Source organism: Segatella copri, from assembly GCF_019249655.2.
Classification (GTDB): domain Bacteria; phylum Bacteroidota; class Bacteroidia; order Bacteroidales; family Bacteroidaceae; genus Prevotella.
In genome coordinates, this window is the sequence record NZ_CP137557.1 from 2,269,090 (window position 1) to 2,288,333 (window position 19,244).

The 19,244-nt window shown below is 46.6% G+C and carries 20 protein-coding genes; 4 read left to right on the forward strand and 16 right to left on the reverse strand.

Annotated features, from left to right (window positions below):
- Positions 1–184: 184 nt before the first annotated feature.
- Genes KUA49_RS09150 through KUA49_RS09160 form a run of 3 tightly spaced genes read left to right on the forward strand, consistent with a single transcriptional unit; the run spans position 185 to position 2,167 of the window.
- Positions 185–1,156: a hypothetical protein gene (locus tag KUA49_RS09150; RefSeq protein WP_218412879.1), complete on the forward strand. Its 972-nt coding sequence runs from the start codon at positions 185–187 to the stop codon at positions 1,154–1,156.
- Positions 1,150–1,338 (forward strand): hypothetical protein, encoded by a 189-nt coding sequence (locus tag KUA49_RS09155; RefSeq protein WP_318331600.1) that lies wholly within the window; start codon positions 1,150–1,152, stop codon positions 1,336–1,338. Before KUA49_RS09150 ends, KUA49_RS09155 begins: the two co-directional genes overlap by 7 nt.
- Before the next feature lie 46 nt (positions 1,339–1,384).
- Complete coding sequence (locus tag KUA49_RS09160; protein ID WP_218412878.1) at positions 1,385–2,167, forward strand: metallophosphoesterase; 783 nt, start codon at positions 1,385–1,387, stop codon at positions 2,165–2,167.
- 117 nt (positions 2,168–2,284) lie between these two features.
- On the opposite strand, the gene KUA49_RS09165 is transcribed toward KUA49_RS09160, so the two are convergent.
- From KUA49_RS09165 to KUA49_RS09240, 16 genes are all read right to left on the reverse strand, one after another.
- Positions 2,285–3,793, reverse strand: a complete 1,509-nt coding sequence (locus KUA49_RS09165; RefSeq protein ID WP_218412877.1) for a zincin-like metallopeptidase domain-containing protein — start codon at positions 3,791–3,793, stop codon at positions 2,285–2,287.
- A 9-nt stretch (positions 3,794–3,802) separates the two neighbouring features.
- Positions 3,803–4,417: a hypothetical protein gene (locus KUA49_RS09170; RefSeq protein WP_218412876.1), complete on the reverse strand. Its 615-nt coding sequence runs from the start codon at positions 4,415–4,417 to the stop codon at positions 3,803–3,805.
- A gap of 28 nt (positions 4,418–4,445) precedes the next feature.
- Positions 4,446–6,038, reverse strand: a complete 1,593-nt coding sequence (locus KUA49_RS09175) for a glucosaminidase domain-containing protein (RefSeq protein ID WP_218412875.1) — start codon at positions 6,036–6,038, stop codon at positions 4,446–4,448.
- 12 nt (positions 6,039–6,050) lie between these two features.
- Positions 6,051–8,498 (reverse strand): zincin-like metallopeptidase domain-containing protein, encoded by a 2,448-nt coding sequence (locus tag KUA49_RS09180; RefSeq protein WP_218412874.1) that lies wholly within the window; start codon positions 8,496–8,498, stop codon positions 6,051–6,053.
- A 19-nt stretch (positions 8,499–8,517) separates the two neighbouring features.
- Positions 8,518–8,958 carry a DUF4494 family protein gene (locus tag KUA49_RS09185; protein ID WP_218412873.1) on the reverse strand — a complete coding sequence of 147 codons (441 nt, stop codon included), beginning with the start codon at positions 8,956–8,958 and terminating at the stop codon, positions 8,518–8,520.
- A gap of 12 nt (positions 8,959–8,970) precedes the next feature.
- Positions 8,971–10,311, reverse strand: coding sequence for a hypothetical protein (locus tag KUA49_RS09190; protein WP_256624856.1), 1,341 nt, complete (start codon positions 10,309–10,311; stop codon positions 8,971–8,973).
- Between the two features lie 61 nt (positions 10,312–10,372).
- Positions 10,373–10,654, reverse strand: coding sequence for a hypothetical protein (locus KUA49_RS09195; protein WP_094880505.1), 282 nt, complete (start codon positions 10,652–10,654; stop codon positions 10,373–10,375).
- 23 nt (positions 10,655–10,677) lie between these two features.
- The gene (locus KUA49_RS09200) at positions 10,678–11,508 is read right to left on the reverse strand and encodes a M23 family metallopeptidase (protein WP_218412871.1); all 831 of its coding nucleotides are present in this window, start codon (positions 11,506–11,508) and stop codon (positions 10,678–10,680) included.
- Between the two features lie 26 nt (positions 11,509–11,534).
- The gene (locus KUA49_RS09205) at positions 11,535–12,212 is read right to left on the reverse strand and encodes a hypothetical protein (RefSeq protein WP_218412870.1); all 678 of its coding nucleotides are present in this window, start codon (positions 12,210–12,212) and stop codon (positions 11,535–11,537) included.
- 63 nt (positions 12,213–12,275) lie between these two features.
- Positions 12,276–12,974, reverse strand: a complete 699-nt coding sequence (locus tag KUA49_RS09210; protein WP_218412869.1) for a hypothetical protein — start codon at positions 12,972–12,974, stop codon at positions 12,276–12,278.
- Positions 12,975–12,999: 25 nt separating this feature from the next.
- Positions 13,000–13,713 (reverse strand): hypothetical protein, encoded by a 714-nt coding sequence (locus KUA49_RS09215; protein ID WP_218412868.1) that lies wholly within the window; start codon positions 13,711–13,713, stop codon positions 13,000–13,002.
- Complete coding sequence (locus KUA49_RS09220; RefSeq protein WP_119229744.1) at positions 13,694–14,185, reverse strand: PH domain-containing protein; 492 nt, start codon at positions 14,183–14,185, stop codon at positions 13,694–13,696. The genes KUA49_RS09215 and KUA49_RS09220 overlap by 20 nt, the downstream gene beginning before the upstream one ends.
- Before the next feature lie 5 nt (positions 14,186–14,190).
- Positions 14,191–15,663, reverse strand: a complete 1,473-nt coding sequence (locus KUA49_RS09225) for a toprim domain-containing protein (RefSeq protein ID WP_218412867.1) — start codon at positions 15,661–15,663, stop codon at positions 14,191–14,193.
- Positions 15,664–15,684: 21 nt separating this feature from the next.
- On the reverse strand, positions 15,685–17,322 hold the full coding sequence (locus KUA49_RS09230) for a hypothetical protein (RefSeq protein ID WP_218412866.1): 1,638 nt from the start codon (positions 17,320–17,322) through the stop codon (positions 15,685–15,687).
- 35 nt (positions 17,323–17,357) lie between these two features.
- Positions 17,358–17,567: a hypothetical protein gene (locus KUA49_RS09235; RefSeq protein ID WP_117695413.1), complete on the reverse strand. Its 210-nt coding sequence runs from the start codon at positions 17,565–17,567 to the stop codon at positions 17,358–17,360.
- A 31-nt stretch (positions 17,568–17,598) separates the two neighbouring features.
- Positions 17,599–18,351 (reverse strand): DUF4099 domain-containing protein, encoded by a 753-nt coding sequence (locus tag KUA49_RS09240; protein ID WP_118079466.1) that lies wholly within the window; start codon positions 18,349–18,351, stop codon positions 17,599–17,601.
- A gap of 359 nt (positions 18,352–18,710) precedes the next feature.
- On the opposite strand from KUA49_RS09240, the gene KUA49_RS09245 reads away from it, so the two are divergent.
- On the forward strand, positions 18,711–19,244 hold the full coding sequence (locus tag KUA49_RS09245) for a M23 family metallopeptidase (RefSeq protein WP_318331601.1): 534 nt from the start codon (positions 18,711–18,713) through the stop codon (positions 19,242–19,244).

A 19,244-nucleotide genomic window follows, 5' to 3' on the forward strand; every position in this document is an offset into this window, starting at 1 on the left:
CATAATATATACTGAATGTAGCTTTTGAGTAAAAGCACTAAAATTCTTCTCTCATACACCATGGGGAGTTTGCTCGTGATGAGTAAACTCCCTAATTATCTTAAAAAATCTTATTTGTTCAATAGAAAGTTTTGATATTCAGAATATAATCATTACTTTTGCACGTAATATTAGTGGCGATATTATGTGCAATATTAAATATTATATAGATGAAACAGCTGCATATTTCGGCAATATGTTGGGCGAAAAGGTAGCTTTGGAACCAGCAGATAAAGATTTGTTGGAAGGAATCCCTATGAATGTTTCTTCCAGGTTCTCTTTTTATAAAGGATGTATTTTGGGGCAGCACATTTTGATGGCTTACCTAAAGGATGGTGACTCTGTGCCACCTGCCCAGTTGAAGAAACAATTGGATATTATACATCGACAGACACAGCTCTTCGTCGTATTAATCACTCCATGCATTTCATCTTATAATAAGGTAAGATTGGTGGCACAAAAAGTTAACTTTGTTATCCCCAATAGGCAAATGTTCCTGCCATCTCTTTTGCTTGACATCAAACCTGACAGAAAGGTTGGCTTGGATTTGAAAGAAACCATTCCTCCCTTTGCCCAATGTATGTTGCTTTATCATTTACAGATTGAATCCATTGTTGGGGCAACAGGTTATGGACTGAGCGATAAGTTTGGCGTTTCTTATGCGACCGCAAACAAATCATTGCGCTGGCTTGTCTCCAAAGATCTGATTAAGTTGGAAGGAGTAAAGACCAAGACGGTGCAAATTGATATAAGCAATAGGGAACTTTGGAATAAAGCATTGCCAATGTTGGTTTCTCCGATAGAGCAGCTTTACTATACGGATGCTATACTTGAAAGACAACAGATAAGTGGGGTGAATGCACTGGCTTCCTACACGATGCTTAATGAAGAATCAAGGCAGTGTTGGGCTGTTACAAAGAAAGAACTGAAAATTTTGGCCGTCGCAACCGACAAGCAGTTCGGAGAAAATGAAATCCAAGTTTGGAAGTATAACCCCAAAATGTTAAGTACAGAAGGAGTAGTTGATAAGCTCTCGCTTTATCTGTCATTGAAAGACAATGAAGATGAGCGAATACAAATAGAGTTGGAACGATTGATAAATGAAATGTCATGGTAAGAGGAATAGATACATTCAAGGAGCTCTTCAAAGGTTTTGAGGACAATTATGTTATAATAGGTGGTACGGCATGCGAAATTCATGAGGATTTGTATGCTCAGGTGCCTCGTGCTTTTGTGATGCTATCATGCAGGATTTGCCTAATGCCGATTTCATCAAGTCAGCAGGTCTTGGCAATGTGACAAGCCTGCAGATTATAGAACAACTTAAGAAATCAATGTTGTAGTCATGGTTAAGATACAATATGCTTCAGATTTACATTTGGAATTCATGGAGAATACCCTGTATTTGGAGACTCATCCTCTTCAGTCTGTTGCTGACATCCTGGTGTTGGCTGGGGATACTGGCTATTTAGGTGATGAAGGCTTTGTCAAACATCCATTCTGGGATTGGGCTTCAGAGAATTTCAAGCAAGTAATAGTAATACCAGGTAATCATGAGTTTTATTTGGGTTATGACTTGGGGCAACTCCATGATGGATGGTGCATGGAAATTCGGCACAATATCAAATGCTATTATAATGCAGTAATACATCTTTCGGATGATACAGACCTCATCGTTTCTACACTATGGGGATATATAGAGCCGCAGGATGCTTTTTCAACAGAGCGCAGAGTAAATGATTTCTACCGTATTAAGGATTGTGACGTTGTGATAAACAGTGAACGGTTTAATCAAGAGCATGCTAAGTGCCGCGCTTTCATCGAAAAGGCTGTTAGTGAGAGCCAGGCAAAGCATATTGTTGTGGCAACGCATCATGTTCCATCATTTCAACTGGTGTCTCCGGATTTTAAGGGAAGTCCGATAAACGGTGCTTTCACAGCAGAGCTGGGGAACTTCATTGCTTATAGCCGGATAGACTATTGGATTTATGGTCATTCTCATCGTAACATAGACAGGATAATAGAAAATACTCAATGTGTTTCGAATCAGCTTGGGTATGTGAGTCATGGAGAATCTGAGTCTTTTGATTCAAAGAAATGTATTGATCACTTAAATCGTCGGTCATGACCGACGATTTAATTTTCATTATGAAACTTTACGCTTGCACTCAAAATGACCATGAAAGTATTTATTGCATAAAAAAGACAGCCAATATAGTGACTGTCTTTAATTGAATCGGATGAATTATCGTCCTCGATGGTAATGTTGCTCTTCTTCCTGAGCAACAACCTCTTCTTTTTCCATTAGTTTGGCAACTTCCTTTACGTCGTCCGTTGCATCTTCTGGGAGACCATAGCGGATGATGTTATCCTTGATTTCCTCTGCGCTTACCTTGCGCATCACATCGTATGTGCCTCCAACAGTCGGATTATATACTACAGCATAATGCTCATCCTCAACAAGGAGATCATCGCCACGGTATTTAGTTGGTGAGAGATTGATTTTGGAGAGGTCAGGAGCATCACCTTGGTCGTATTCTTTAGCCTCAGTAAGGAGTGCATCGTAGTTGCCGTCATTTTTGAACTTGTCGAGACGGTCAGTAGCATCGGTAGTCTGGAGATACGCCACTGATGCGTAATACATCGTTGGAGCTTTCTCTTGCTTCTGCTCTGCCTCTTGACTTTGCTCCTGGTCTATTTTCAGCTGCATAGCATCAATATGCTGGTTGATCATGTGAGAAGCCTTCTTTACATCGGTAAGCGTAGTCTTGATAAACTCGGGCGATTCCTTCAAACTGTCCAACCAGTTTTTCAGATAACTGGCACTGTCTTCCTTCAAGTGCTTGGTCATACCGAAACGCTGTGCTACCAGAGCGGCACTTAGTTCGGCAACAAGTTCCTCACGGGCGTATTCTGCGCTTCCGAAAGATGCAGGCTTCAATCTGCCCAAATGGTTCTCTGAGCCCGTAGAATGAGCCATCTCATGCCCGAGATTGGTGTAGAAGGACTCTCCATCCTTGAACTGGCGTTTCTCTGGAATGACAATCTCATTCTTCGAAATGCTGTAGTAGGCATTGTCGCCATATACAGGCTTGATAGGACAGATCCATCCGTTTTCCTTGATCATCTTATCCATGGCAGGGAAGGAGAAGTCATCACCCTGATTCAAAGGTCTGTTCACTCCTGCAGCTGCCTCCAGCTTCTTGTAGAGTTCCGGACGAGCCTCCTGCAAGTTGGTCTGCGCCACATTAAACACATTGTAAACCTGCAGTTTAGGATATACGTTATACTCCTTGCGTTGCTCTTCGGACATCAGACGGTAGTCATCGTATTTGATCTTCTCCCTTGTCTCTTTGTTCACAACGGTGAAAGTCGTGATGAAAACTGGGAAACTCTTCTCGCCTTTGAGGATTGTCACCTGAGGCAAAGCTTCGCCGTTGTTGTCCTTAACCTGCTGTCTTCTTCCTTGCTTGTCCTTATTGAAGTTCAGACCGGCCACTCTGTCGAAGGTGCAGAACACAGGCAACTTATATCCCTGCTTCTCACAGTGCATGATGAGCATCAGGGCATTCATACCGTTATACTCACGCCCTGACAGGTTCTTCGGCCATGTCAGGGAACCTTCAGTGAACCAAGGCTTCTTCCAATCGTTCTGCAAGGTGTTGATCTTCTCAATCATCATCTCGGCAAACTTGTCCAAAGCCCGGTCTTCACTGCTACGGCCATCAGAATTATATTTCTTGTAATCAGCCATACTCATTCATTATTGGTTGGTGGATGCTGCTTTCTTCTCCCATGGAGTAAGCTCTGTGACACGGCAAGTGAGGTCGAGGCGGTCGTTGTAGGCTCCTACCTGCAAATCACCCTTGGCATTGATGCCGGCCTTAGCCTGTACCCAGTCTGCCTTTGTGGTGTCAAACTGCATGAAACGAATCCAGGTGTAGGCATAGTTGTCACCATCCTTCTCGCTGCTGTAGGCAGAGAATAGGGTATAAGGCTTGCCCTTCTTGTCGGTCTTCACCTCAACCTGCTTGCCGATGGTTCCTCTGAACTCGATGGTGCCGGTGATTGCGTCCTGGCTTCCTGCATTAAAGGTATTCACTCCCGAAGCCGAGAGATTGAGGTAAAGCGCATCGCCTTTCTTATGGAATTGGAGAACTCCTGCCACCTCGATACGGGAACCTACAGGATAGTTGACCAGTTCAGCCTGGTTGTCACCATCCTTGGCCACGCTGATTTCTACAGTCTTGTTGATACCGGTCTTGGCTTGAACCACAACGCTGATTCCGAAAGAAATAAACTGCTTACCTTCCTTGTTGGCACGCATCTGTGCCTGGCGACATACAGTGCCGCATACGGTTACATTACATTTAATCATAATAAACTTGGCTTATTGTTTTACTTCATTATTTGATTTGAACAGATTCCTGTTTGTCCTGCTGATTGTCAACGCCTTTCTGGTAGTTCTGTGACATCTGCTGAGATACGGTTGCAGCCTGTATGATAGAGGCAACACCTCTTCGCTTGTCTTCATCGCTCAGATTGGCATTGCCGAGCGTCTGCTGGAGCTTTGTCATTTCTGTCTGGGTCATTTCTCTTGTAAACTGGACGGTTCCGTTATTTACATGGAGATAAGGCTTGCCATCCTGAATGTTCACGGAGCAGGCTTTATAAGAGGGAAGGAGCGAGGAGAGGTCGATGCTCTTGCTGACAACCGAGTCGGTCACAGTCTGCATTTTCTCTTCTTCGCTCTTGTTGTCTATCTGCAGGGCAAGTGCCATGAGAGAGGTGAACATGGTCATAGCCATCTCAATGACAGGGTCTTCGCCTGGCATTTTTACTCCGCTGTCCTCAGATGACAGAAGCTTCCTCATCCAGGCTTCCGGACTTTGTGCCATATCTTGCACTTCGCCTTGCGAGGCAGGATTGCTAACCTTATACTGAGCGGTGATGTCCTTGCCGTTGTGGAGAGTCTGCAGCTGGATATTTCCCTTTTGAGAGATTTCAGCAAGATACGCAGCAGGGTCTATATCCCGTGCCTTGCCATCTGCAGAGATGCTTTTCACTCCAAAATGCAGATGCTCACCAGTGGTTCTGGTTCCCGTATTGCCAGTCACGCCCAATCGCTGACCGGCATTGACGTTATCTCCAGCCTTGACGGCAATGCTACTCAGGTGCATGTAGGTACATTGATACTTGCTGCCGTCATTTCTGTTGTATTCTACAGTTACAGACAGTCCACCTGCAGTATTCGGATTGTTGTTGACCCGAGTGACCTTACCCTTATCTTCCGTAGCCAGTACATTGTCATGCCTGGCTTGAATGTCGATGCCCTTGTGCATTTGCGTATTGGCCGGATTGAGCGGATCTTTCCTCATTCCGAAGGGTGATGTGACGAGTATAAACTCGTTTCTCTTCAAGGGATAGGAATACTTTTCGCTCTCCGCAGGCTTTGAAACACTCGTTTTCTGGCTGCTTTGTTCTCCTTGCTGACGAGGATTGGTTTCGGTACCGAATGATTTTCCTTGCGCTTTCATCTCCTTCATGACCATCTGGTCATACTTCTGCAGGTTGTTCTTCTCGATGATGCTCTGAAGACTTGAAGCGTACTTCTTGTTGGAGGCATAGCCGGAGTTCTGCAGTCCGTTTGTCCATCCCTTGTAGTCATCAGGGGATAGCTTGAAGAGCGAGCTGTATCTCTTGTTTCCTTTCAGAAACTGAGAATGATGTTCGTATGAGTCGCCAACAGAAGCATATTGACAGAACTTCTCGTTGGGACGGTCATCGGTATATACGAGGTACTTGCCACCGTTCTGAACCCAACCGGAAGTAGCCTTGATGCCGAAATGATTGTTTCCCTTTCGGGATAACTCGCTCTGTCCGCTTGCACTCTCGCAGATGCCTTGTGCAAGGGTGACAGAAGCAGGTATGCCATATCGTCGCATCTGCTCCATGGCATACTCTGCATATTGTTCTACATATTCTTGATTCCTTGACATGATGATTACATATTATCTGTGTATTCCTGAAGAATTGTTCTGTTCCTGCTGAGGACTCTCTACCTTGGAGGGAGAAATTTCCTCAGTGGCACGTTTGGGGGCTTCCAACTGGTCGCAGATGGCAACCCGTTCTCCTGCACGGATGAGTTTCGGCAGATAGGTGTCGAGAGCATGATATGGGAAACCAGCCATGGCCAGAGGCTTGCCGTCAGCATCCTTGGTATGGGAACTCTTGGTGAGTGTGATGCCCAGGATTTTTGAAGCTTTCTCTGCATCCTGGCTATAGGTCTCGTAGAAGTCACCACAACGGAAAAGTAACACAGCATCAGGATGTTTGCCTTTTAGCTCGTAGAATTGCTTTAACATCGGAGTCATTGCTACAACGGCAGCCTTTGTCTCAGCCTTTGTCTTCTCTTCCTTTGCCTTTTCTTCCTTCTGCTTCTGCTCTTTCTTTTCTGGAGTTTCCTCTTTCTGTTCCTCCGTAGCCTTGTCTTCCTCTTGCTGAGCGGTGTTCTGCTTTACCTCATTGCTCTGGGCTTCCTGCTCCGATTTTTCAGTGCCTACAGCTACCGCATCGGTCCGGTCTTTGCGCAATACATCGGCAAAAAGACTGGCAGCAAGGTGTTTTTTGTAATCCTGCATGTTCTCGGCGAGCCACATACGTTGCCACTGGGATGGTGAGATCTCACGAGGTTTGAGCTTTTCACCATTCACTGTAGGCATACAGAGGATGACACTCGGCTGATTGTCCGTCTCTTTGGTCTTGAAGATGTTGACACGTTGGATTTTGTCCACCTCTTCGGCAGGAACGTTGCTCTTGAAGAGGTCAACCTTCATTTCCGGCTTATTGGAAGCTTCCATGTAGTATTTCTGTGCCATGTCCTGACGCATAGTGTCTGAAAGCTCCTCGTCGCCTTGCTTTACTGTGGTGAAGAACAGGTTTACATCGGCCTTGTCTGGATATACGCTGAAAGCCTTTTCATTCTCAGGCTTCAGATAGAGAGCCCACTTGCCCTCATCGTCACGCAGCATCAGGATCTTGTCGAAGTCCACGGCTCCAGAGCGTTTCACAGCATCTGAAACATCGAGCAGGGTGATGGTCTCCAGACTCCAGTTGTTGAGTCTGGCTACAGAAACTGCCTTGCCGTCAAAGAAACTGTCGTCAGGACGGTAGCCCATGGAACCATCAACATTGTAGAAGGTGACAGTTTCATATCCTTCCTTCTGTAGGGCATGCTCGATACGTCCTTTCTTCATGCCAGGGATGTCGTTATCCATACCTAAGGATGCACCTTCCGGAAGGACTACGTCAGCCATCTTACCCTCTGCGTCCTTTACGAGGACAAACTCCTTGGTGGACTTGTTGGGAAGGGTCTTGATCTCGTCAGCCACATAGTAGTGCTTTGGAAGGATGCTCTTGATGGCATCTGCCTGGTTTCTGGCAGTCTTGCTGTTCAATTCAACCTTTTCGCCACGTTCTGCCTTGTGGAGCATATCCACGGCATTGTTGACATCCCTCTCCAGTATATCAATGAGACAAGGGTTCTCTTTCAGTTCTCTTGACCAATAATCGGTCATAGCCATGCTTTCCGGGGAGAGCTTGGCTGAGATCCCCAGTTCCTGGAGCTTTACGGCTGTGGCAACCTCTGTGACCAGATGCTCCTGCTTCATGGCATCCTCTGCAGAGACCTTTCCGTTCTTCGTTACCATACCTTCACGAGCCAGTCGCTGCCCATGCCCAGTGGCTGTAACAAGTAGCGATACTGCATCACGGGCATAATCCTCATAGTGTTCGTATGAAGATGCTTTGGGCAGGAAGACAATGTCTTTCTTGCTGTCGTAATGTGCCACACCTGTAGAGTCACCGCGGATTTCGACCATGTTCTCACGTACCTTCTCCAGAAGCTCTTCTACGCCTTTGCGAATGGCAGTGGAGGCAGACTCAATATCCTTTCGGTCGTTCAACCTGCCGTATTTCTGGACAGTAGCTTCAAAGGCGGTCTTGTCAACCATGGGTAGGGTAGTCTGCTCGATATTGAACAAGGCTCTTACTTCACGGCTTCTGATGCCTTTGTAGTCAGCTTGCTTGTCTGAAGGGAGAGCCTGGTAGTCTGCACGGCTGATTTTGTCTTCAGGGTTGTGCTTGTTGACATACTCGTTCCAGTTGTACCAGAGGAATGGTACTCCTTTCTCTTTTGATTGAACAGACTCGCCACGTTTCTTCGCTTCCGAAAAAAGCGTATATTGGTTGGTCTTGTAGCCGTTTTGAGCGGCGTGCATTCCTAAGATGATGGCATTGAAGGCTGATACCTGCAAATGCTTCTGATAGAGTCCAGGAGCCTTGCGGCCGTTGTTGTCCAGCCAAATGCCATTATCTTCCTTGGCTTTCCCGAACGCCTTGGTGAACAGTTCCACCTGACGTTCTGCAGCCATCTTTTCTTGCTGATTCTTTTCTGTCATGGATATGATGTTTTTGTGATCATTGCTTATAGCCAAGAACACCAAGAACCTTGGTCTCGGCTATGGATTTGATTTCCCACTCTGTCACACTGCTGCTCATGTGCTGACGTAGCATGTGGTCTGCTTCCTTTGTCGAAGGAGCATTGACGTAGATGGTCTGTGGTGAGAACTTCTTTACGCAAGTTTCTTCATCCTCAGTGACAAGGGAGACGACGGTCTTGTACCAGTGGTTGCCTTCTTTCTCATCTTCTTTCAGAATCTCCGTGATAGGTTCACGTGAGATGGTTGTGATGTCGAAGTCTCTGGTTCCGATAAGCTCAGTAGCAGCTTTGGTGGCACGTATCTCTGTCTCGGTGAAGCTTTCGGCATCTACCAGGTATTCTTCACTGACTTTTTTGTTCTTTCCGGTGTCAAGGGCTTTACCGTATTTGACACGGAATTTATACCAGTATCTTTTCATCTTTGTTCTATGTTATCTTTGAGCAAGTGGTCTCTCGATGACTGTCTGTCGTTCGCCAGCCTCGTATTTCTCGGATGCTATCTGTCGCATCTGGTCGTTCTTGGCCAATACCGCATTGGCAAGGGTGTTGAGAGGCAGCGCTCCTTGACGGTAGGCATCCACAACTTTTTCTGGAAGGGCTATGGTGCAGGGCACTCTGTCAATGGTTGCAATTAGGCAGTTGGCTCTTATCTCAGGATTCTGGATGCGTGCATTCAGAGGCTCTTCGGGATAGATACGATAGTTGACTCTGCCACCAGCTTGTTGCGGATGATCCTGTGCCTTGAAGTTGTCCAAGGCTTCATGTCCTGCCTTATTGAGAAGATTCATGCCTCCCATGCCAATGAGCACCATTTTGAGAATCAGGTTCTTGACAAACATACCTGCAACAATGCTTGCAATAGGCATCATGTTGTCCTTGATATTGATGGACTTGGTCTTACCGGTGAACATGCCGACGAGCATATCAGGAAGCATGCCCAATACATATCCAAGATTATGGCCTATGTCACTGATACCGTTGAGGCCGAATGATGTGAGAAGCCCTTGCCAACCGTTCATGTTAGTCTGTTCGGGCTGTGTGTTGTTGGCTTCACCTTCAGATTGGTTCCCTTCTTCTGATGGTTCAGTCTGTCGTGCTCCTTCCTCAGATTGTGGCTTGTTCTGCGGTTTTTGCTCCGCTTGTTTCTTCTTTTCCTGCTGCGTTCGTCTGTATTCATCCTCCTTTCCCGGTGCAATGATCATAGGAACATCGGAAGGGTCATTGAGTTTGTCACCAACATGAGTGACGAGCATGTCGCTTCCTATCCAGGTGGCGGCAGTCTTCAAACCACCTCCCAATCCTCCCATACAGGCAAGGTCGGTTACAGAGCCAAGGGCTATACCAGCATTCTTTTCCCAGAACGATGGCTTATACCGCTTCTCTACCTCCGAGTCTATCTTGTGCTCCAATGGCGATTTTGCGACTTCCTGCGGTAGGTAGAAGATGGTACTGGTGGCAGCCTTTCGCATGATGTAGTCGATGGATGATTTCGGTATTTTGTCCTTTATCATCTTGTCGATCATCTTCTGTTCCATGGAGGCATTGACCGTGATATGCTGTCGCTTCAACTCTTTCTTGACCATCGCAATATAGTCTTCCGTGGTCTTGGATGTCCATTTGCCTGTGTATTTGAGGGTGTCATTTTGCGCCTGCATGGATGCCATACCACCGTCAGGTCCAGCTGCAGCTGCCATCAGGCCTGCAAACGAATTGGAGTTTGACCGCAACTCGTCTGCAAGCTTGTTCTGTAGGTCATTCCGAACTTTATTCATAATCGGTATGACCTTAGTATTGAATATTTTATCCTGTTTTGACTCTACCATAGCTTTATGTTTACAAGTTTAATTGGTTGAGAATTTGCTCCCTGGTCTGTTCGATGGCGTTGTGATAGACTTCCATCTGTTTCGGGAAATATTCCTCCAGCCATTCGTCCTTCTCGATGTTGTCGTTGATGAACTTGATGGCCAGATTTCTTTCTATCTCAATGGCAGCTTCGCCTTTCTCGCTGTTGTTGAACCAAGCCTTAGTCCACCATCTGATTCCCGACTTGTCGGGATAGACGCTCACCAGGCGTGGAATGTCGAAGCTTTGAACATCTATGTCCAGTTCTGCCAGTGGGTCAACTATTCCGCTTGTCGCTATTGTCCGGTCTTGTGCTTTTTTTTTTCGATGGCGCTCATGCTTGACAGAAAGATCTGATGGCGCAAGGCGAGATAGTTGAGGAAATCTCCAATGAGGAGGTTCTGTACTCGCTCGGCTATTGGAATGCTTCTTGATCCCATTCCCAATGGATTCGCCATGGAAGGCAGGGTTTCATAGAAGTAATTCTTCATGGCCGACATGGTGAAGATGTTGCGAAGTGCAAGTTCTGTATGCTCTGGTAGGGCATAGATGCCTTGGGTCATGTCGCTCATGTAGTCGGGGAAGAAGCGCATCATGAGATCTTCAATCTCCTTCTGGTCTTTGTCATACATTGTATGAACATCCATGTCAAGGGTAACGAACTGAGGTGCAGCGCCTGGCTTGCCGTTCTGTTCCATCACTTTCAGATTGCTATAGATCATGGTGAGGAACTCCAGTGGATTGAGTTCTTCGCCCTTGTATTTGACTTCTACATGGAGGGAGTCGGCACTGACAGCGATGACTCGCCCTGCCTTTACCTCTTTGCCGTAGTTGGCAAACACGTTGCTCAGGTGGGCATAGGTCACTTCATAGTCACCATATCTGGTAATCTGGTAGATGCCGTGATTGGCATCGTTGCCCAGACCTGTCACCTTGCCGGTAGCTACAGCAGACAGCAGGTAGTTTCTGACCTTGAAGTCAACTCCATGATGGAAAAATGACTCTCCTGTGTGCGGATGCTTCTGTTTGCCGTAGCCCAGGGACATGGTCACTTCTCCGTTTCTTTCCTCGAATGGCATGCAATAGCCACTGTCGGAATGCAGTATCATTTCTTGTGTATAGTGCATTGTATAATACTTTGTTATAGTGTTTGTTATCTTCGTCTGCTTACAGTATTGGTTTGCTCTACTTCTTGTTGCTTTTCTTCTTCCTTGTGGTTGCTTGTCTTATGGTCACTGTTGCCACCAAGTAGGCTGCTTAGATTGGCATTGTTGCCTATCATCATCATTCCGAGAACGGCTCCAGCTATCTTACCTAACCATCCGAAGCGACCGAAGACGAGGAGGGCAGAGACTACAAGTCCTACGAGGCTGAGACCTGAAACGTTGCCTTTGCCTATGTTGCTGAAGAAGTTTCCGAACATGTCACCGCCATGACCAGAGAACATGGCTCTAAGGAAGCCTGACATACCGCTCCACTTGGAATCCACGCTGCTGATAGCCCCATTAACATTGTCAGAGAGTCCTGTAACAGAGTCTTTCAGGTCTTTTACGCCATCGCCAATCCCTGATACAGTGTCGCCAATCTTCTTGGTGGTGTCTTCTCCTATGACGGCATCGCTGACTATGCCAACAACGCTTTTGTCCGTGGTGAGTTTCTCCCAACCAATGTAACCAAGACTTCCTCCGACTACTGCGCTTTTAGTGGCAGAACTTACGCCTTTCAAGGTCTGCTGAGGATGAAGCACAGCACTGCCCACTGTGTGTGCAGTTGCACTGGTCATCCTTCCTCCCAATCGGAGAGTTGCTTTCAAAAATGAACCCCAACCCATAACGCTTTTTATTTTTAAATTATTGTACTATTATTTGTTATATGATTATATTGAACCTTTACTTCAAGGTCTTGCATTCCTTCGCCATCGTTCTTTACATCGCTGTACAATGGTAGGTTTGTCCACTTCACTCCTGGCTCCATAGTCTATCTCTGCCCAAACGTCTGACAGTCTGGTGTACTTTACTGCCCGTATCAACCGTTTGAGTTTCTGGTTCATCAGTTTGAGTTTCGGTCGTATGCCAAAGACTATTTCCAGTCGCTGCTTCTCTGTCATCTTGTTATTAGAGAGGCATACCTGCCTGACATCATTGACTATCTCGACACTGCTCATGACAAGTTCCCGATAGAGTTTGTTGCGATTGGAGGACAGAGCCACGGCAAGAGCATTGGTCGTCTGATGGCTGAGCTGGTGGCTGTAGGTTCCAAGTTGTGCCACGAGACGGTCTATCTCGTGATAGAAACCATAGATCTGAGCTGCATAGCTGATGATGCTGTTGAAACGGTCAAGATAGTTATTGAACTCCTTCTGTAGGTTGGTTGTACCTTCCACCTCTTCCTTGATCCATATATGACCTGTAGATACAAGTTGCATCATCTGTTCCTGCTGCTTCAACTCTTTCTTGGCCTTGTCGGTATATTGGAATATCATACCTGCCAGGACAGGGTCATTGCCCTGTGCACGGAGAAAACTCCCATCCTCCCCATCAAAGGGAAGGATGAGAGAAAAGAGAAGTAATATGAGAGCATAGAGACGTTTCATAAATGTTATCCTCAAATAATATTTCTTATGGTGTTACAACTCTGGCACATCTGCGCCATCTGCCAAGGGCTTGACTGGCTATTTCGGCATTGCTCCGGTCGAGCATTCCTGCCGTGACATTGTTCCAGACATCGGCCATGGTGTAGTATCTGATGCTGAGACATAGCCTTGACAGCTTCTTGTTGAACTGTGCCAGACGGTCGTTCAGTTCCCAGAGGGTTTTGCTTCGTTCTGCACCAGTGAGCATATTCTCATTGCCACCTTTGGCTATGGCATCCTTTAAAGTGGTATATACCGTGACGAGCTTTGTGGCCGTCTCGATATAGAGATTGTTCATGCTCGCTGTCGCCACAATGCCCTGTGGGTTGCTTGCTATGGCCTTCTTCAGATTGCACAAGTTGATGAAGATTCTCACACCGTCGTCATAGAGCGAGGTGCAGGCTTTCAACGTGGAAGCATAACCCGATGCCGTTTTCAGATAGCTGTTGTACTTCTTTTCCCATTTGTGAATCTGCGAGAACTCGGCTGCGATGGTGTTCTGCAGGAATGCTGTCTTCTGCTGGTCTTCTATCTGGCTTTTGATCTGACCGTTGATAAGCTCGTTTCCCTCAGCCAAGGCTACATACTCCAATGGATTGCTGGAGGCAACCTGAGCATAACCTATAGCTGGCAGTAGCATCAATGCCAAGGCAATGGCTGCAACAACCTTGCTTCTTCTTTTATCTGTTGGTAATTTCATATATGCCTTTTCTCTTTTTGTTGTATTCTACACGTTCACGAATGATTCTCACCACATCCAACCTTTCCTTCACACCGTAGATGTCGAGTTTGGGATTGGAGCGGTCGCCGCTGAATATCCATACTGTCTTCAATCCGAACAACTGTTCCAGAATGTCACGGTTCTCGCTGAAATCCACAACTCGGTACAGCTCGATGTAGTCACTGGTTCTGGTCAGAACTCCATGCTGGATGATGAGCTGTTCAGAGGTGATGATGTATCTGAGTTTGTAGAGATATAAGCATCTATAGAGCATGATGCAGGTCATCACACCTCCAAGTACCACGAAAGGCATCTTGTAGGTGATGATGTCGTGGCCAGCAACAAGGAACAGGGCACAGCTGATGATGAACGACATCCCTTGCGAGATGATATACTGCGCCCAGTGAGGGCGTAGGGTGATGATGTTGTATCGTCTGATTGGGTCTGCCATATTCATTATCGTTTAAATCCATGATGTTTGGTTTCCTCGTTCTCTTCTTGCCGTTCAAAGGTCAAGTCCACACTGTTCTCGTCAAATGCGGTCTCTACTACGTCGGTCATAGAGAACTGTTTCTTATCCAAAAGCTCGTCATTGAAGTCCTTGTAGCCTTCCGATGGCTCTTCCCGAATAATCTTCACGGGAGTGAGGTCTTGGTCTTCGTGCAGGTTGAGCTTCTGTAACAGTGCATCCTTAAAGTCCTTGAACGCTTTGTTCATCTTGTCAGCGGCTTCCTGTTTGTCTTCTTTACACAAAAAGGGAGAGTAGTGATACTCCAATGCCTCTTCTTTTGCTGAATCGTAAACCAGGTATAGCTGTTTGAGTTCATGGGGAAGTAGGCTGTAGTTCTCATCGTTGAAACTTAACAGTTCCTTGATGGTCTTCGGCTGTTTGTCGAAGCTTTCCATGAACTCTCTCATGTCAGCAGGTACATTTCCCGGTGCAACCGGACTCTGTTTGCTTGCTATATCCTCGAAGTTTGCCACAAACTGCTTTCCTGCCACATCCTTGTCAAAGCCAAGGTGGAAGGTGGCTTGGGGTGCTGCTTTCAGCAATCCCTGTATCTGCCCATAGCTTGGGTTACCTCCAGTAGAGACATAGACTCCGGCTTTCAGATCCTGCCGTCCACGCTGGTCTAATCCTGATTCCTTGCGCATCTGCAGCTGGTAAAATGCCATGGCATCGTATGCGCTTTCAAAGACAAGCACAATACGGGCATCTTGGAGTGCCTTTTGCTTGGGACTTGCCATCCATAATCCTTCACTGGCGTTGGTACCAGTAGCCATACCTTTTCGGGCAGAACCATCCTTGCGAGGATAGCCTCTTTCCTCTAAGCCTACACATCTTTCTGGTTGCCCAGGGATGTGCATGGGGAAGGAGAGATTCTTATATGTGCTGCCATCCTTGGCGGCTTTCGATACGAGGAAGAAGCTGTGATGGAAGGCACAACGAGTGGCGAAATCAATTCCTCTTGACTTGAAGAAGGCGTAGAACGGCTTCTGTGACTCGAAGTCTTTAGGATTGAAACGGTCAATCTTGTAGTCATTGATGTCAAATGGCTTACTGTTGACTGTTGGATTATGTACTTCCTGACTCCGATGTTCTACCGGGATGTTTAGCAGGCGTTGGCAGACCTTATGGACAAGGGCTGATTCCTTCATGCCATTCTTGTACTCCTTGAAAAGGTCTGGATGCTCCCAGATGAAGGAGGTAACAGAGTAGAGCTTGATGGTTGGCGGTTGGAAACAGCAGTTCTTGTTGGGCATGACAATGTACTTGTCTCCACTGATTCTTTTTCCGTCGCTGCCCAGGCGTACATACGCAGGATAGCGCAAGCCATCACGCTTGTAAAACGTGTAGCCTGCGTCCTCCAATACGTCCTTGATGTTAAGACGGCTTCTGTAGTCTGCAAATGTCTGTTCGTCTGTCATCTCTTGAATGTGAATTGTTGTTTATCTGCCATGACCAAAGCCTACACCGTGTTCTCCTGCATTGAGTCCTGCATCGAAAGCTCGTGAAGCAAGGTCTTGCGGTGAATCCACGCTGCCTTTGAAATAGACATGTGGCCCATGGGCATGGTCATGATGGTGTTCTACGAATACTGCCGGTGCTGGACGGTCTCTGCCCAGTTCGCTCATCACGGCAAGTCCTGCAAGGAGAGCTCCTCCAATCTGAGCCCCGATGTTCTTGCCTTCTCCAGGGATGGTTTTCATATCCACCTCCTTAAAGATGTGGGAGAAGAGTTTCATGCGGTGGTAGTCATCTATAGCCATGAACTTGTCATACTGCTTTTGGGTAATCTCATGGCTGATGCTCTCTCCATTGATGACGGCGGTCATGCGAAACTTGGCATTGCCTTTCTCGTCTTTCTGGATTTCACCCTGCTCATTACGCACTGGCTCAACCTTGATGTCATCAACCTGAACCTCTCTGCCATGCTTGCCTTCACGGAACCATCCCTTGCTTTCGTTCTGCTCATACAGGCTGTTGCCATCTACATGAGCAACACTGCGGTCTTCTGGCTCGATAGTAATCTGGTCGCCATTAGCTGGGAGTGACTGGTCAATCACCATCTGCTGGCGGTTGTTGAGTTCTGCCTCTATCTCTGGTCTGAGCTTCAAGCTGATCTGCTCTTTGGAATTGAGCATATCCATCGTCAGTTTGTCCTGAAAATCGTTCCTGATGGCATTGTTGATGATGTCAATGCGGTTCTGGACAGGTACTTGCTTGATGGAGTTGTTGGTCAGTTTCTTCACTTCATCCTCAGTGAGGTCATAGACAAAGTCCTGCTTGGTGGCTGTGGACTGGATGGTGAGTGTTTTGTTGGCTGCATCTACGATGATGCCATGAGACGAAAGACACTCCTGCCATTTATCATTGCTGAAATAGACCTTGGAGGTGATGAGCTCGTTGTATGGCTTGGCTGGTTCCTTGGGACGTGGACGAACCACTACAGGGGTAATGACTGATTGCAGGTCTGCCAACACATCCTGCGAAGGTTGTTGTACCATGTTTTGCTGACCACCTTTATAATAGAAGCCATAGCCGCCATTCTGCAACTCGCCCGGCTTCATTCTGCCGTCAGGACGTTCTGGTACGATTGGAGCACCCTGCATGAACATGGCTCCTCCAACTCTGCGCATGTGAAATCCTTCCTGGCATCGTGGAGTCCAACCGAGGAATCTTCCGTGATATGGATCCATCATCATGTGGGCATAGCGTTTGTTCCAAGGAAGTCTGCCGTATTCGCCAACGCCTATGCGGTAGCCGTGAAGTCCCATGGCAACACGGCCATTGGCATTTCTGGCATGAACGAAGTCACGTGGCATGTAGAAATCGTTCTTCACGAGTTCTGCCACGGTATTGTAGGCTTGCTTGTTGGCTGAGTTCGCTCCCCAGTCAACCAAGGCTCTGTACTGTTGCGCTGTGATGGCGTAGGTCAGCAGAGGGGAATCGTGACCTTGAACGGCCAACTGATAACCTTCTCCTTGTCTGATGATATGTGCTTGCATACCATTCTTTCTGAGAATCTCCTGAAGCTCAGGAGCCAGGTCTCTGCCTACTGGTAATGCATTTGATCTGATTGACATATTCTAATGCTGTTTATTGATTCTGTACTGTGTGATTATTCGCCAGCTTCAATCTGCTCGCCCTTCCAATCGACAAATTCCTCTGCCGACTCCTCATTGACAATGAGATCCTTCTCTTTGCAGAAGGCTGTGTATTCCTCTTGCCATTCAGGTGAGTGGTGGTTGATGTAGTCAAGCCAGCCATATTCTCCGCTCTGGACTTTTTCCACGAGCACGTCTTCTGGATAGTACTTTACATTTGCCATGAAATCTTGTTTTATGGGTTAATACTTTGGGTTATCGCTGCATCATGCGCATTCCCAGTTTCTTCTGTTCATTCCACATCTCTTCGGTGTAGTTCTCTTCTGGGATGTAGTCGAGATTACCGTCTTCATCCATAGCCCAACAGCCGAAGATGCCGAAGTTGAACTTATCCCAGTCACGCTTGGCTTCTCGCTTCCAGACAAGTTCGTTGCCTGCTGCGAAACGGATGCCGGTGTTGGAGTTGAGGTCGATACCAATGGACTGTTCCTCGTCATCCTCTACGATGGTAAGGATGTCTCCATTCTGCAACTTCTGCATCTCTGCGCCAGTAAGGTGATAGCGGTCTGCTACATACTGGATGTTTCTGCCTATGACCGGGGTTGGAACACTGAGCACCTGCTTGCTTTCAGGATCAAGTTGGAAGAAACACTTACTGCCGAGTTCCTTACCAACCTCGTTGCTCTCCAAATGACCGATGATAGGCTTTCCTGCAACAAGGTTCTTCTCCTGCTGCTCGTTGAAGAGTTTCAAGTCTAACTCATCGAGCTGTGGGTAGAAAAGCACATCAACGCCACCTTCGGCTGTTCTTACCAGGCTGAACCTGGTTCGTGCTTTGACTTCCTCACCATCATCGGCTGTGATGTGAACTGGCAGGACTGGCGACTTGCGGCCATTGTAGATGTTCTGGAGGACATCGGTTGGCAAGTCGTCAATCATTGCCTGGGTGAGTCCGAAACGTTCAAGGATGCCATAAGGCATCTCGTTCTCATCGAAATTGTAATTCATTTGCTTCTGTTTTATTCGTTTTTTATTTGGTGGCTGACCTAATGACAGGTCTTATTCAGACTGCGCCTAAAGCCAAACCGACAACAAAGTTACATTGTAGATATAGAAGAAGCTAAACATGTACGTTAGTATAGTAAAAGTTTTATAGATAGTTATGAAAGTAGTATGATTATTCTTCAATTATCATACTATAAACATAAATAAAGTTAGATATAATAGGGAAGTGGTTGCATCTTTCGTGTTGTTATTCTGAGTCTGATTACCTTTGCAACATGAAAGCAATGAAAATACTGATGTTGATACTGACAATGATGTCCGCAAAGACTCCTTCACATGCCCAATTCAATACGATTGGGTATGTGAAGAAGCATAGTATATCTAAAAAGAAGAGTCCACAAGAAACAACTCATGTTGCTTCTGTGGACTCAGTGAGGAAGGCTGATTCTCTGCCTCCAGATTCTTCCCAAGATGTACTTCCTTATCTCAGGGCTTCGTTTCCGTTGAAAAGCATTCAGATCAATTCAAGATTTGGAATGCGTAATCACCCGGTGAAGCACAAGACTATCATGCACAACGGCGTGGATCTGGCAGCTCATTACGAGAAAGTGTTTTCCATGTTTCCTGGGGAAGTGACTGGTGTTGGCCACGACAATCGCTCAGGTAAGTATGTCACAGTCAAAACAGCTGGCTATACCATCAGCTATTGCCATCTTTCTGCTTTCTGGGTTTCAAAGGGGATGTTTGTCAATGCAGGAGAGGTGCTTGGGGTATCTGGAAGTTCCGGCATGTCAACTGGCCCTCATCTGCACCTGACAACAAAAAAGGATGGCAAGGTGTTTGACCCTGTCATCCTTCTGAAGTATGTTCGTGAAGTGCTCGAAAATGCCCTATAG